11 protein-coding genes are annotated in these 13,719 nt (G+C 64.2%); 6 read left to right on the top strand and 5 right to left on the bottom strand.

What is annotated here, in order from left to right; all coding sequences use genetic code 11:
• Positions 1 to 146: 146 nt before the first annotated feature.
• Positions 147 to 1,661 (top strand): YifB family Mg chelatase-like AAA ATPase, encoded by a 1,515-nt coding sequence (locus tag BLR85_RS13730; protein WP_093156902.1) that lies wholly within the window; start codon positions 147 to 149, stop codon positions 1,659 to 1,661.
• Here the strand turns inward: BLR85_RS13730 and BLR85_RS13725 are convergent.
• The 4 genes from BLR85_RS13725 to rsmI all read right to left on the bottom strand — a co-directional run bounded on the left by BLR85_RS13725 (position 1,642) and on the right by rsmI (position 4,806).
• Positions 1,642 to 2,601, bottom strand: a complete 960-nt coding sequence (locus BLR85_RS13725; RefSeq protein ID WP_244520728.1) for an alpha/beta hydrolase — start codon at positions 2,599 to 2,601, stop codon at positions 1,642 to 1,644. The two genes, BLR85_RS13730 and BLR85_RS13725, sit on opposite strands and share 20 nt — an antisense overlap.
• A complete protein-coding gene (gene gshB, locus BLR85_RS13720; protein WP_093156899.1) occupies positions 2,568 to 3,512 on the bottom strand; it encodes a glutathione synthase in 945 nt (314 codons plus the stop codon). Before gshB ends, BLR85_RS13725 begins: the two co-directional genes overlap by 34 nt.
• Positions 3,513 to 3,574: 62 nt before the next feature.
• A complete protein-coding gene (locus BLR85_RS13715; RefSeq protein WP_093156896.1) occupies positions 3,575 to 3,928 on the bottom strand; it encodes a YraN family protein in 354 nt (117 codons plus the stop codon).
• Positions 3,925 to 4,806, bottom strand: coding sequence for a 16S rRNA (cytidine(1402)-2'-O)-methyltransferase (rsmI, locus tag BLR85_RS13710; RefSeq protein ID WP_093156893.1), 882 nt, complete (start codon positions 4,804 to 4,806; stop codon positions 3,925 to 3,927). Before rsmI ends, BLR85_RS13715 begins: the two co-directional genes overlap by 4 nt.
• A 93-nt stretch (positions 4,807 to 4,899) precedes the next feature.
• Between rsmI and BLR85_RS13705 the strand changes: the two genes are divergently transcribed.
• The 3 genes from BLR85_RS13705 to murJ are packed head-to-tail and all read left to right on the top strand — an operon-like array spanning position 4,900 to position 10,395.
• Positions 4,900 to 6,069, top strand: a complete 1,170-nt coding sequence (locus BLR85_RS13705) for a penicillin-binding protein activator (protein ID WP_093156890.1) — start codon at positions 4,900 to 4,902, stop codon at positions 6,067 to 6,069.
• Positions 6,029 to 8,845 (top strand): [protein-PII] uridylyltransferase, encoded by a 2,817-nt coding sequence (locus BLR85_RS13700; RefSeq protein ID WP_093156887.1) that lies wholly within the window; start codon positions 6,029 to 6,031, stop codon positions 8,843 to 8,845. Before BLR85_RS13705 ends, BLR85_RS13700 begins: the two co-directional genes overlap by 41 nt.
• Positions 8,842 to 10,395 carry a murein biosynthesis integral membrane protein MurJ gene (murJ, locus tag BLR85_RS13695; protein ID WP_093156884.1) on the top strand — a complete coding sequence of 518 codons (1,554 nt, stop codon included), beginning with the start codon at positions 8,842 to 8,844 and terminating at the stop codon, positions 10,393 to 10,395. Before BLR85_RS13700 ends, murJ begins: the two co-directional genes overlap by 4 nt.
• A 248-nt stretch (positions 10,396 to 10,643) precedes the next feature.
• Here the strand turns inward: murJ and trpS are convergent, their stop codons facing one another.
• Positions 10,644 to 11,669, bottom strand: a complete 1,026-nt coding sequence (gene trpS, locus BLR85_RS13690) for a tryptophan--tRNA ligase (protein WP_093156881.1) — start codon at positions 11,667 to 11,669, stop codon at positions 10,644 to 10,646.
• 73 nt (positions 11,670 to 11,742) lie between these two features.
• Between trpS and BLR85_RS13685 the strand changes: the two genes are divergently transcribed.
• Both BLR85_RS13685 and BLR85_RS13680 read left to right on the top strand, forming a co-directional pair.
• Positions 11,743 to 12,432, top strand: coding sequence for a rhomboid family intramembrane serine protease (locus BLR85_RS13685; protein ID WP_093156879.1), 690 nt, complete (start codon positions 11,743 to 11,745; stop codon positions 12,430 to 12,432).
• A 316-nt stretch (positions 12,433 to 12,748) separates the two neighbouring features.
• The gene (locus BLR85_RS13680) at positions 12,749 to 13,612 is read left to right on the top strand and encodes a branched-chain amino acid aminotransferase (RefSeq protein ID WP_093156877.1); all 864 of its coding nucleotides are present in this window, start codon (positions 12,749 to 12,751) and stop codon (positions 13,610 to 13,612) included.
• Positions 13,613 to 13,719 lie beyond the last annotated feature (107 nt).

Here is a 13,719-nt window from a genome sequence, read left to right as displayed (position 1 = left end):
GGCCAAATCGCGTTAAGCTTTCATCAAATCCGAGGTTTCTCTGTGCGACCGTTGAGCGGCAACGTTCGGTCTAGAAGGAAAGGCTTAACGAAATCTCAACCCAAACCGCCGATTTCGTTTACAAATAGTTACTTGCGAGGCGAGAGATGGTGGCACGGGCCTACACGGTGGCCTTTGACGGGGTCGAGGCGCGGCCCGTCGAGGTTCAATGCGCGGTCTCTCCGGGCCTTCCCGCCTTTTCCATTGTCGGGCTGCCGGACAAGGCGGTGAGCGAGGCGCGGGAGCGCGTGCGCGCCGCATTGCAGAGCATGGCCGTGGCGCTGCCCTCCAAGCGCATCACGCTGAACCTCTCGCCTGCGGACCTGCCCAAGGAAGGCTCGCATTTCGACCTGCCCATCGCCATGGCGCTGCTGGCCGCGCTGGAGATCGTTCCCGCCGATGCCGTGGAGCACTGCGTGGCGCTCGGGGAGCTGTCGCTCGATGGCGGGCTGGTCGCGGTGCTGGGCGCCCTGCCCGCGGCCATGGCGGCCGCCGAGGATGGGCGCACCCTGCTCTGCCCCCCGCAATGCGGGCCTGAAGCGGCCTGGGTCGGGGCGACACAGGTCATCGCGCCAGACACGTTCGCCGCAGCGGTTGCCCATTTCACGGGCCAGACACCGCTCAGCCCGGCCCAGCCGGCGGAATTGCCTGCGCTGTCCAGCACCCGGGATTTCCGGGAGGTCAAAGGGCAGGAACGCGCGAAACGCGCGCTGGAGATTGCTGCTGCCGGCCGGCATCACGCGCTGATGGTCGGCGCGCCCGGATCCGGCAAATCCATGCTGGCGGCGCGCATGCCGGGAATCCTGCCACTGCTGTCACCGGAAGAAGCGCTGGAAACTTCCATGGTCCATTCGCTTTCCGGGCTTTTGAGGGAAGGTGGCATCTGCCGGGAGCGGCCGTTTCGGGAGCCGCACCACACCGCCTCCATGGCCGCCATCGTCGGCGGCGGGCGCGGCGCGCGACCGGGGGAGATTTCGCTTGCCCATAACGGGGTGCTGTTTCTGGACGAGCTGCCGGAATTCCCCCGGCAGGTTCTCGAAACCCTGCGCCAGCCGATCGAGACCGGCGAGGTCGTGGTCGCGCGGGCCAACGCGCATGTGCGCTATCCCTGCCGGTTCCTGCTGATCGCGGCGGCCAATCCGTGCCGCTGCGGTGATCTTGCAGACCCGTCGCGCGCCTGTTCGCGCGCACCCGTTTGTGGCGAGGACTATCTCGGGCGGATCTCCGGCCCGCTGATGGACCGGATCGATCTGCGCATCGAAGTGCCCCCGGTTGCTTTTACCGATCTTGACCTGCCCCCGGCGGGCGAAGGCTCCCGCGAGATTGCAACGCGGGTGGCGCAGGCGCGCGCCCGGCAGGCGGATCGTTTTGCCGGACACCCGGAAATCCGCGTGAATGCCGATGCCGACGGCGCCCTGCTGGAAGAGATCGCCACCCCGGATTCCGAGGGGCGTGCCCTGTTGCAGAAGGTGGCGGACAAGATCGGGCTGACCGCGCGCGGGTATCACCGCGTCTTGCGCGTCGCGCGCACGATTGCCGATCTGGAAGGCAGTCCAGACGTCCGTCGGACCCACGTCGCCGAGGCCGTCAGTTTCCGCATCGCTATCGGTTCACAGAACTGACACCCCCTGCCCGCCTCACGCCACCGAGCGCTCGAATGAAATGGGCGACCTCTTCGAGTGCCTTGCGCGCCTCGGGCACATATCCGTCGAACATGGCCAGCACATGCGGCGCCTCCGGCCACTCCCGCAGGCACACCGTACCACCGCAGGCCCGCAGATGCGCCGCCATGCGCAGCGAATCGTCCAGCAGGATCTCGGTCGTGCCCACATGCAGGCAGACAGGCGGTGGCGCATCGAACGCGGCCCAGAGAGGCGAAACGCGCGGATCGTCGGCAGGGAATTGGCCGAGCGCGTAGCCACGCGCATCCTCGCTCCGTGACACCGGCAGAAGCGGATCGCGCTCGGCATTGCGGCGCAGGCTCTCGCCAGAGAGAGTAAGATCAACCCAGGGCGATAACGCATAGAGCCCGGCGGGCGGCTGCCCCCTTCGACACAGTTCGGCGAGGAGCGCCAAGGCGATGCCGCCGCCAGAGCTGTCGCCGCCAAGGATGATCTCGTCCGGGCGGTAGCCGATGGCCAGCAGCCTTGCATGTGCATCCAGCGCGTCCTCGAATTGCGCGGGGGCGCGATGGGCCGGTGCGAGACGAAATGCAGGCGCGGCTACCCTCAGCCCACTGAGGCGGGAGATCTGTCCCAGCATACCGGCATGGGTGACGGGGCTGCCCGCAATATATGCACCGCCGTGGAAATGCAGGATCACCCCGCGGGGCGCGACTGGCCCGGCGGTGATCCAGTGAATATCCGGCCGTCCTTTCGAGACCAGCCGCAACAGATATGGCGGCCGACGTGCCAGAAACCGGGCGAAGCGTGCGAGATCCTCGTCGGCCTCCTCCGGCGTTTCGGTCGCCTGCAACCGCGGCCGCGCCACGAGACGCAGCACGCGGTTGAGCACCCTTAGACGGAGGCTCAGAGGCCCCGTTTCGCCTCGATCACCTGCCATATCTTCTCGGCCACGTTGATACCGTCAAACCGCTCCAGTTCCTGAATGCCGGTGGGCGACGTCACGTTGATCTCGGTGAGGTAATTGCCGATCACGTCGATTCCGACAAAGACCTGCCCCTTTTCGCGCAGGAGCGGGCCGATGGCGGCACAGATCTCCTTGTCGCGCGCGCTCAACCCGATCTTTTCGGGTCGGCCCCCCACATGCATGTTGGAGCGCGTCTCACCCTCCGCCGGCACCCGGTTGATCGCGCCCACCGCCTCACCATCGACGAGGATCACCCGCTTGTCGCCATTGGACACGTCGGGGATGAATTTCTGCGCGATCAGCGGCTCGCGGCTGAAACCGGCGAAAAGCTCGTGCAGCGAGGCGAGGTTGCGATCTTTCGGGTCGAGCCGGAAGACGCCCGCGCCGCCATTGCCGTAGAGCGGCTTGAGGATGATGTCGCCATGCTTGTGCTTGAAATCCTTCAGATCCTGAAGGTTGCGGGCGATCATGGTCGGCGGGATCAGCTCCGGGAAGCGCAGCACCAGCAGCTTCTCGGGGTAGTTGCGCACCCAGAACGGGTCGTTCACCACCAGCACCTCCGGCATCAGGAATTCCAGCAGGTGGGTATTGGTGATGTAGCCCATGTCGAAGGGCGGGTCCTGGCGCAGCCAGACTACATCCATCTCCGACAGGTCCAGCTCGGCCTCCGCCTCCAGCGTGACATGGTCGCCCTGAACGCGGCGCACTTCGAATTTCTGCGCACGGGCAATCACCTTGCCATCGCGCCAGCTCATGTTGTCGACGGTATAGAAGCACATCTCGTGGCCGCGGGCCTGGGCCTCCTCGGCGAGGCGGAAGGTGCTGTCGGCGTTGATATTGACAGCGGTGATCGGGTCCATCTGGAAGGCGATCTTGAGGGGCATGGGGGCTCCTTGAACGGTTTGACCCTTCATTGCCCTTTTGCCCGTCGGTGGCAACCGCCCCGTCAGAGTCCAAAGGCGGCTTCCAGGATCTCCACCCGCCCCGCGCCATCCACCAAGGCCACGTCGAAACGGGTCTCGGTGGCCTGCCCGAGTGGCATTTGCCCCAGGTATTCGCCTGCGGCGGCATAAATGCGTTCCATCTGCCGCGGGCCGAGATGCGCGGCGGCGCTCTCGAAATTGTCAGAGGCCTTGACCTCGACAAAGACAAGCCCCGCGCCTTCGGCAAAGATCACGTCCACCTCTCCCGCTGCCCCGCGCCAGCGCTGTTCACGCAGCACCAGGCCCCGCTCCCGGTAATAGCGCGCGACGATCTGCTCGGCGGCAAGACCTGCGTGGTAGGAGCGCGCGCCCGTCATTCACTATCCTTCAACGACAGTGCAAATTGGTAGACATCCCGCTTGCGGGCGCCGAAACGCTCCGCGATCTCGGCTGCGGCCTGCTTCACCGGCATCTCCTCGAGGGCCGCACGCAGCGCCTCCTCCATGTCGGCCTCGTCCACTTGCGTCTCGCCAGCGCGGTCCACCACCAGCACGATCTCGCCCTTGAGCTGGCGCGTCTCAAGCATCTCGGCCAGCTCGGACAGCGTGCCCCGCAGCGCCTCCTCGAAACGCTTGGTCAGCTCTCGGCAGATCACCGCCCTACGGTCCGGACCAAAACTCCCGGCCATCTCGCCGACCAGGCGCGCGATCCGGCGAGGCGATTCGAAGATCAGCAACGTGGCGTCCGACGCGGCAAGGCTAGCGAGCCATTTCTTGCGCGCGCCCCCCGAAGCGGGCGGGAAGCCGGCAAAGAGAAAACGGTCGCTCGGCAGGCCCGACAGCGCCAGCGCCGCCAGCGGCGCCGAAGGTCCCGGCGCACAGGTTACCGCCAGCCCCGCCGCAATGGCCGCAGCCCCGAGCTGGTAGCCCGGATCGGCGACGAGCGGCATCCCGGCCTCGGACGCATAGGCAACCGATTTGCCCGCCTCCATCGCCGCGATCAGCCGCGGGCGGGCGCTGGCACCATTGTGGTCGTGATAGGCGACCATCGGCCGTCCGCGAAGCGGTACGCCATGGATGTCCATCAGGTGCCGCGTCGTCCGCGTGTCCTCGGCGGCGATTACATCGGCGGAGGCCAGTATATCCAGCGCCCGCAAAGTGATATCGCGTGCATTGCCGATAGGCGTCGCCACGAAGTAGAGACCCGCCTCCAGCGGAAGCTCGCGAAACAGGGTCTTCGCCGCAACCTCGGTCATTTACTTGCCGCCTTCCTCGTCATAGGGTCGTCCGCGCCCGGGGGGCTGCCTTTCCCAATACCCGGCCAGATATGGAAGAGCGAGATTTAACCCATGTTTTCCGCATTGAAACTCCCCAAATCGCTACCGGGACGCGGCCTTGCCATTGCCGCCGCACTGCTTTTGAGCGCCTGCGAGCCGACGAGCACCGCAAGCAACGGTCCATCCATCGATGCCGGCGCCGCGGTTCCGGTCGCACTGCTGGTTCCGGGAGGAGAGGGCGGCGACGCGGTCGTCTCGCGCAGCCTTGAAAACGCCGCCCGTCTGGCCATTGCGGACCTGCAGGGCGTGAATATCGACCTGCGTGTCTATCCCACTGGAGGCAGCGCCGGCGGTGCATCCGGTGCCGCCAACCAGGCCGCCGAAGATGGCGCCAAGATCCTGCTCGGCCCGCTCTATTCCGAAGCCGCCAACGCCGCCGGCCACGCCGTGGCAAGCCGCGGCCTGAACGTGCTCTCCTTCTCGAACAACGCCTCGATTGCCGGCGGCAATGTCTTCGTGCTGGGCAATACGTTCGACAACACCGCCGACCGGCTGGTGAGCTATGCCGCCTCCAAGGGCAAGGGCAAGATCTTCGTCATCAACGCCCAGTCCACCGCCGAAGAGATCGGACGCGACGCGATCGTCCGGGCAATCTCGGGCAGCCGGGCCTCGCTGGCCGGCAACGCCTCCTTTGAGCTCTCCCAGCAAGGTATCGTCTCGGCCATTCCGACGATTGCCGCCCAGGTCCAGTCCACCGGCGCGCAATCGGTCTTCTTCACGTCCGACAATGCCGGCGCGATGCCCTTCCTGGCGCAGATGCTGCCCGAGAATGGCGTTTCGCCCGCCTCGAACCAGTTCATAGGCCTCGCCCGTCTCGACATTCCGTCCGAGGCGCTGTCGCAGCCCGGCCTGCAAGGCGCATGGCTCGCCCTGCCCGACCCGGCGCTGAACAACAATTTCAACAGCCGCTATGCCAGCGCCTATGGCAGCTCCCCGCACCCGCTGGCCGGCCTCGCCTATGACGGCATCGCCGCCATTGGCGCACTTGTCGGCAAGGGCAAATCCGACGCTCTGACCCGTGCAGCCCTGACGCAAGGATCGGGTTTCGTCGGTGTCAGCGGCATCTTCCGCCTTCGTCCCGATGGCACCAACCAACGTGGCCTGGCCGTGGGTCAGATCCAGAATAACCGAGTGACTGTCATTGACCCTGCCCCCAAGAGCTTCGGCGGCTTCGGCTTCTGAGCTGGAGCGCGGCCCTGAAACGCCGCCGCCCCCCACAGATCTCATCTGCCCGCCGGATGCGATTTTCGATAGCAAGGGCTTGTCCGAGCGCCTCGCCGCCGCCGTCAGTGGCGACGTAGGCACCGGGCGGCGTGCGCGCGCCACCAAGGTGCTCGCCGAGGAAATGGCGCGTGGCCGCGCCGCCATCGAGGTGGCGTTCAACAATTCGCCGCGCGCGGCGCGCCCGCTGGTGCATTCCTATGCCTGGCTGACCGATTGCCTCGTGCGCTCCGCCTTCTGGACGGCCAAGTTCCTGCTGGTGGAAGGGGGGGCTGACGCCTCCGACCAGCATATGGCCGTGATTGCCGTCGGCGGCTATGGCCGTGCCGAGATGGCGCCCCATTCGGATGTGGACCTGCTGTTTCTCTCCGAGGAAAAGCTCACCCAGCGGATCGAGAGCATCGTCGAGGAGATGCTCTATATCCTGTGGGATTTGCGGCTGAAAGTCGGCCACTCGACCCGCACGATCCGCGAATGCATGAAGCTGGGCAAGGAAGATTTTACCATCCGCACGTCGCTGCTGGAGATGCGGCATGTCGATGGCGACCCGGAATTGACCGAGAAGCTCACCGCTCGGCTCAAGAAAGAGCTGTTCCGCACCTCGAACAAGGAATTTGTCGAGGCCAAGCTGCAAGAACGCTCGGAGCGCCACAAGAAACAGGGCGGCCAGCGCTACATGCTGGAACCCAACATCAAGGAGGGCAAGGGCGGGCTGCGCGACCTGCAATCGCTCTTCTGGATCGCGAAATACGTCCATGACGTGAACCGAGTCGAAGAACTGGTGGAGAGTGGCGTCTTCACGCCCGAGGAATTCTGGGCCTTCGAACAGGCCGAAACCTTCCTCTGGGCTGCCCGCGCGCATCTGCACCTGATCGCCGGGCGTCCGGCCGAACAGCTGACCTTCGACATGCAGGTCCCCGTGGCTGAACGGCTGGGCTACTCGGACCATTCCGGACGCCGGGCGGTCGAGCATTTCATGCAGGACTATTTCCGCCACGCGACCCGTGTGGGCGAGCTGACGCGGATCTTCCTGACCAAGCTCGAGGAGCAGCACGCCAAGCGCGAGCCGATTCTGGCCGGCATCTTCCGACGTCGCAAGAAGATCAGCGACGGCTTCGTCATGAAGGGCGGGCGGCTTGGCATTGCCGATGACGAGGCATTCCTTGCCGACAACCTGAACATACTGCGCCTGTTCGACGAAGCGCTGCGCATCGATACGCTGATCCACCCGGACGCGATGCGGCTGGTCTCGGCCAATCTGCATATCATCGATGCCGATATGCGCCGAAACAAGGAAGCGGCAGAGATCTTCCTGCGGCTGATGCTCGATCACGGCAACCCGGAACGGGCCTTGCGCCGCATGAACGAGCTGGGCGTGCTCGCCGCCTTCCTGCCGGAATTCGAACCCATCCTGGCGATGATGCAGTTCAACTTCTACCACGCGTACACGGTGGACGAGCACACGATCCAATGCATCCGGGTGCTTGCACAAATCGAACACGGAGAGTTGGTCGAAGAACTCCCTGTGGCCTCACGCATCCTGAAGAAGGGGATCAACAGGCGCGTCATCTATCTGGCTGTTCTGCTTCACGATATTGGAAAAGGCCGGCAAGAGGATCACTCCATTCTGGGCGCGCGCATTGCACGTCCGGTCTGCCAGCGACTGGGACTTTCCGAAGAAGAAGTGGCAACGGTGGAGTGGCTGGTCCGGATGCATCTGGTGATGTCGGATATGGCCCAGAAACGCGACATCTCGGACCCGCGAACCGTCTCGGATTTTGCCAAGGCGGTGAAAACACGCAAGCGGCTCGACCTGCTGACCGTGTTGACCGTCTGCGACATTCGCGGCGTCGGCCCGCATGTCTGGAACAACTGGAAGGCGCAGCTTCTGCGAACCTTGCACCGCCAGACGGCCAATGCACTGAAAAGCGGCCTGGAAGATCTCAACCGTGACAATATCGGCGAAGAGGCGCAGGCGGCGTTGCGCGTGACCCTTGCCGACTGGCCTCCAGAGGAGATCGACGCCGAGATCGCGCGGCATTACTCGCCCTATTGGCAGGGCATGCCGAAGGAAACGCATATCAGCCTGGCCAAGCTGCTCCGGGGGCTGGGCGACGACGAGATCCGCATCGACCTCACCCCGGAGCCCGACCGCGATGCGACGCGCGCCTGCTTCGCGCTGGTCGATCATCCAGGCATCTTCTCGCGGCTCGCCGGCGCGCTGGCGCTTGTGGGGGCCAATGTCGTCGATGCGCGGACCTATACCTCCAAGGACGGCTATGCCACCGCGGTGTTCTGGATACAGGATGGCGACGGGGCGCCCTATGAGGCCGCCCGCCTGCCGCGCCTGAGCCAGATGATCGACAAGACGCTCAAGGGCGAGGTCATCGCGCGCGATGCGCTGGTCAAGCGGGACAAGCAGAAGAAACGCGAACGCGATTTCCGCTTCCCGACCTCGGTGCATTTCGACAATGACGGCTCCGAGATCTACACGTTGATCGAGGTCGATACGCGCGACCGGCCCGGACTGCTCTACGACCTCACGCGTACGCTGGCCAATGCCCATATCTACATCGCCTCGGCGCAGATCGCGACCTATGGCGCACAGGTGGTCGATACCTTCTATGTCAAGGACATGTTCGGATTGAAAATCTACTCGGAATCCAAGCAACGCTCGCTTGAGAAGAAGCTGATCACCGCGATCGAACGCGGTGCTGAGAGGGCCAGGGTCGAATGAAACCCATCCGCCTGATGGCGGGATTCCTGACGGTGGGCTTCTGGACGCTCATGTCGCGGATCCTCGGTTTCGTGCGCGATATCGCCATCGCTGCACGGTTCGGCGACGGGCCGGTGGCCGAAGCCTTCATCGTCGCCTTCAGCCTGCCCAACATGTTCCGCCGCTTCTTTGCTGAAGGGGCGTTCAACATGGCCTTCGTGCCGCTCTTCTCCAAGAAACTGGAAAGTGACGATGACCCGAAGGGCTTTGCCAATGATGCTTTTGCCGGGCTGGCCTCGGTTCTGATCCTGTTCACCTTGCTGGCGCAGATTGCCATGCCGTGGCTGGTGCTGGCCATGGCCTCCGGCTTCCGGGCGGATGGGCGCTTCGACATGGCGGTCGAATTCGGCCGCATCGCCTTTCCCTATATCCTCTTCATCTCACTCGCGGCGCTCTGCTCGGGCGTGCTGAACGCGACGGGTCGGTTCGTGGCGGCGGCGGCGGCCCCCGTCCTTCTGAACATCATCCTGGTGAGCGCAATGTTCACCGCCAGTATCGTCGGCGGCGATTTCGGCACATGGCTGATCTGGGCCGTGCCGGTGGCAGGTGTCGCTCAACTCGCCCTGGTCTGGATTGCGGCATCACGAGCCGGTTTCCGGCTGGTGATGCGCAGGCCGCGCCTGACGCCGGACATGCGCAAACTGGCCACCATCGCCCTGCCGGCCATGCTCGCGGGGGGCGTCGTCCAGATCAACCTGCTCGTCGGTCGCCAGGTCGCGTCCTATTTCGAAGGTGCGATCCAGTATCTCAATCTCGCCGACCGGCTCTATCAATTGCCCCTCGGCGTGGTTGCCATCGCCATCGGCGTTGTGCTGTTGCCCGACCTGTCGCGCCGTCTCGCGGCCGAAGACACGGATGGGGGCCGGTACGCTTTCAACCGCGCGACCGAATTTGCGCTGCTGCTCACGGTCCCGGCCGCCGCGGCACTCATCCTGATTGCGGATCCCATCGTGTCGGTGCTCTACCAGCGCGGCGCCTTCTCCGCCCAGGCCGCCAGCCGTACCGCCGAAATCACGGCCATTTACGGGGCTGGCCTGCCGGCATTCGTGCTGCAAAAAGTCCTGCAGCCGCTCTATTTCGCCCGCCACGACACGAAGACGCCCTTCCACTACGCAGTGGTCGCGATGGTCATCAACGCGGCAATCGCCATCGGTGGCTCGTTTGTGATCGGATTTTACGCAGCCGCCTGGGCGACGACCCTGGCCGGCTGGGCGATGGTTGTGCTTCTGTGGCGCGGCTCTCGCGGCATGGGTGACGCCGTGCAGATCGACGCGCGCCTGAAACGGCGAGCGCTGCGGATCATCTTGTCGTCGGCAATCATGGGAGCGGTGCTTCTGGGGACCGAGGCATTACTCGGAGACGCACTCTATCAACGGCACCTGCGTTTCGGAGCGTTGACCGTGCTCATAGTCGCAGGAATCGTGAGTTATTTTAGCGCCGCACAGCTCATCGGCGCCGCGAGCCTGGGCGAGATCAAGCGTTCGATGAGGCGAAGCGCCCGAACGGAGTGAGCAGCTTCCCGTTCTGTAGATCTGGCAGCCGTTCAAGGGCGCGCGCTCCGCGCGCGTGAACGATCCTTGGGATCGAGCCTCCGGCGGAGGTATTTTGGGAAAGATGAAACCAGACAGTCATGTCCATCATCTTTCCCAAAATATCCTGGGGGGAGCGCTGGGGGAGCGCTCGCAAGAGCGCGGGGGGCAAATCCCCCCGTTTGATCTCTGCACGATGCGAATCGCGCCGTTTACAGGAAAGCGCCGCCTCAGCGACCGACCATGCCCACGATTCGATAGGTTTCGTCCAGGATGGGCTGGGCGATCTCGCGCGCCTGGTCGGCGCCATGGGCAAGAATGCGATCGATCTCGGCCGGATCGGCCATAAGGCGCGCCATTTCGGTCGAAATCGGCCCGAGTTTCTCGACAGCCAATTCCGCCAGGGCGGGCTTGAACTTGCCCCAGCCAGCGCCCGCATATTCCGTTATCACCTGCTCGGCGCTCAGCCCCGACAAGCCCGCATAGATATCGACGAGGTTTTTCGCCTCGGGACGATCCTTCAGCCCGTCCAGCGTCTCGGGCAAGGGCTCCGGATCGGTACGGGCTTTCTTGAACTTCTTCGCGATCGTCGCTGCATCGTCGGTCATGTTGATGCGCTCCATGTCCGACTCGCCGGACTTGGACATCTTCTTGGTGCCGTCGCGCAAGTTCATCACCCGGGTCGCCGGGCCTTCGATCACCGGTGCCGTCTCCGGGAAGAAATCGACCTTGTAGTCATGGTTGAACTTCTGGGCGATATCGCGGGTCAGCTCGACGTGCTGCTTTTGGTCCTCGCCTACGGGCACATGCGTGGCGTGGTAGAGCAGGATATCCGAGGCCATCAGCGCCGGATAGGCATAAAGGCCAAGAGAGACCTTCTCGGCATTGGCCCCTGCCTTGTCCTTGAACTGCGTCATGCGGTTCATCCAGCCCACGCGCGCGACACAGCTGAAGATCCAGCCAAGCTCTGCATGGGCCGAAACCTGGCTCTGGTTGAACAGGATCGATTTCACAGGGTCGATACCTGAGGCGATGAAGCCAGCGGCCACTTCCCGCGTGGCCGCATGCAGCACTGCCGGCTCCTGCCAGACGGTGATCGCATGCAGGTCCACCACGCAATAGATCGTTTCGTGCGTGCCGGCATCCTGCCAGTCCACGAACCGCTTGATGGCGCCGAGATAGTTGCCGAGCGTCAGCCCCCCGGAGGGCTTGATCCCGGAAAAGACGCGAGGTGTGAACTTGGAAGCTTCGGACATAACAGACTCCGGCTGGATATTCGGGCTGGGACCGCTTACCCATGCCCGCATATCGCGTCAACCGGAGGCAGCCATGCAGGCAGAACCACATGACAGCCCATTCAACTCCATCCCGCCCGTCGTGGTGGCGCTGGTGGCCGTTCTCTTCGGCATCGAAGTGCTGTTCTACCTGTCCAAATCCGGGCTGATTGCCGGCACGCGTGGCGGCGAGGACTGGCGCATTTTTGCGATCCAGGATTACGCCTTCTCCGGCGAGATCTTCAAATGGATGATCGAGACCCACCGCTGGCCGATCGAGCATGTAAAGCGCTTCGTGACCTATCTCTTCGTGCATGGCTCCTTCACACACATGGTGATGGTCTGCGTCTTCGTGCTCGCGCTTGGCAAGATGGTGGGCGAGACCTTCCGCCAGTGGACGGTTCTGGTGATCTTTCTCGCCTCGGGGATTGTCGGCGCGCTGGCCTATGGGCTGCTGCTCAGCACGACCCAGCCGCTTTTCGGCGGATATCCCGGCGCTTACGGGTTGATCGGTGCCTTCACCTTCATTCTCTGGGTCGGATACGGCCGCAACGGTGAGAATCAACTTCAGGCCTTTCGGCTGATCGGGTTTCTCATGGGGATCCAGCTGCTCTTCGGGCTGATCTTCGGCGCGAACAAGGATTGGGTGGCAGAGCTGGCCGGCTTCTTCACCGGCTTCGTCCTCTCGGTCGTGTTGCAGCCGGGCGGCTGGACCGCTCTCGTACAGACGATGCGGCAGCGATAGCCGCGAAGCGCTTTCGCCAGAACTTCATCGAAACAACGCTGAACTGTCATCCTCCCGTGTCACGGCATCCGCACCGTCAACGGCGTTCAATAGGGTGCACGGATTGCCAGCCGGTCCGGAAATTTTCCCAGCAGTCTCATGCCCGGAAAACACCCCTCCGCATGGGCTATCCGGCGGGCGGTAACGGTCTGTTGCGCCATTTGGCGCGCCTTCGGTCCAGCCCCCGGGGCCGGAGGCGATGCCGCACCCGGTGGGGCTGGACCCTTCCGGCCGAGCCTCCTAGTCTCGCGCCGGCTGAGTTAGAAGGAATCCCCAGATGGCGGTCGGTACGAATATCCGGACATATTTCGAAGGCAGCTGGCATGATGGCGACGTCCCCGTGATGCGCGCGGCCGATCATGGCTCCTGGCTCGGTACATCCGTTTTTGACGGCGCGCGGTATTTCGAGGGCGTTACGCCCGATCTGGAGGCCCATTGCGCCCGCATCAACCGCTCCGCCGAAGCGCTTATGATCACGCCGACTGTTTCCGCCGAAGACATGGTCGAGATCGTGCGCGAAGGGCTAAAGGCCTATTCCAAGGATCAGGCCGTCTATATCCGGCCGATGTATTGGGGGATTGATGGCGGCCACACCGGTGTCATGCCGAAGCCGGGCGTCACCGGCTTCGCGATCTGCCTTGAAGAGATCCCCATGGCGGCTCCCACGGCCTCGACCACGCTCACCCGTACCCGGTTCCGCCGACCGACTCTGGATTCCTCGGTCTGCAATGCCAAGGCGGGCTGCCTCTATCCGAACAACGCCCGGATGCTGGCCGAGGCGATGTCCAAGGGATTTGGCAACGCGCTGGTGGCCGACGCGATGGGCAATGTCGCCGAATCCGCCACCGCGAACGCCTTCATGGTCAAGGACGGCGTCGCCTTCACCCCGATCGCCAACGGCACCTTCCTCGCGGGCATCACCCGGTCGCGGCATATCGCCAACCTGCGGGCGGATGGTGTCGAAGTGGTCGAGACGGTCCTGACCTTCGAGGATTTCGAAGATGCCGACGAGGTCTTCCTGAGCGGCAACATGAGCAAGATCACCCCGGTGACCGCCTTTGACGAGGTGACCTACCAGGAAGGTCCCGTCACCCGCCGCGCACGGGAACTCTACTGGGATTGGGCCCTGTCCGCGAAGTAGACACTCCCGGCCGACCAATCGCCGCGCCGGTTCTGCTTGCCCTGTGCGTCGGGCGCAGGCAGATTGCCGAGACGGGGCCGGAATGCTCACGGCGCTAAGGAGGAGAC

It is taken from the genome of Aliiruegeria lutimaris, assembly GCF_900099935.1.
Lineage (GTDB): Bacteria > Pseudomonadota > Alphaproteobacteria > Rhodobacterales > Rhodobacteraceae > Tropicimonas > Tropicimonas lutimaris.
The sequence above is the reverse complement of the archived record's forward strand: the minus strand, read 5'-3'. Positions and strand labels throughout refer to the sequence as shown.

What these genes read in the sequence shown, in the direction of transcription:
- BLR85_RS13730 (WP_093156902.1), top strand. Translation starts at nt 147, where the DNA reads ATGGTGGCACGGGCCTACACGGTGGCCTTTGACGGGGTCGAGGCGCGG.
- BLR85_RS13725 (WP_244520728.1), bottom strand. Translation starts at nt 2,601, where the DNA reads ATGGCAGGTGATCGAGGCGAAACGGGGCCTCTGAGCCTCCGTCTAAGG.
- gshB (WP_093156899.1), bottom strand. Translation starts at nt 3,512, where the DNA reads ATGCCCCTCAAGATCGCCTTCCAGATGGACCCGATCACCGCTGTCAAT.
- BLR85_RS13715 (WP_093156896.1), bottom strand. Translation starts at nt 3,928, where the DNA reads ATGACGGGCGCGCGCTCCTACCACGCAGGTCTTGCCGCCGAGCAGATC.
- rsmI (WP_093156893.1), bottom strand. Translation starts at nt 4,806, where the DNA reads ATGACCGAGGTTGCGGCGAAGACCCTGTTTCGCGAGCTTCCGCTGGAG.
- BLR85_RS13705 (WP_093156890.1), top strand. Translation starts at nt 4,900, where the DNA reads ATGTTTTCCGCATTGAAACTCCCCAAATCGCTACCGGGACGCGGCCTT.
- murJ (WP_093156884.1), top strand. Translation starts at nt 8,842, where the DNA reads ATGAAACCCATCCGCCTGATGGCGGGATTCCTGACGGTGGGCTTCTGG.
- trpS (WP_093156881.1), bottom strand. Translation starts at nt 11,669, where the DNA reads ATGTCCGAAGCTTCCAAGTTCACACCTCGCGTCTTTTCCGGGATCAAG.
- BLR85_RS13685 (WP_093156879.1), top strand. Translation starts at nt 11,743, where the DNA reads ATGCAGGCAGAACCACATGACAGCCCATTCAACTCCATCCCGCCCGTC.
- BLR85_RS13680 (WP_093156877.1), top strand. Translation starts at nt 12,749, where the DNA reads ATGGCGGTCGGTACGAATATCCGGACATATTTCGAAGGCAGCTGGCAT.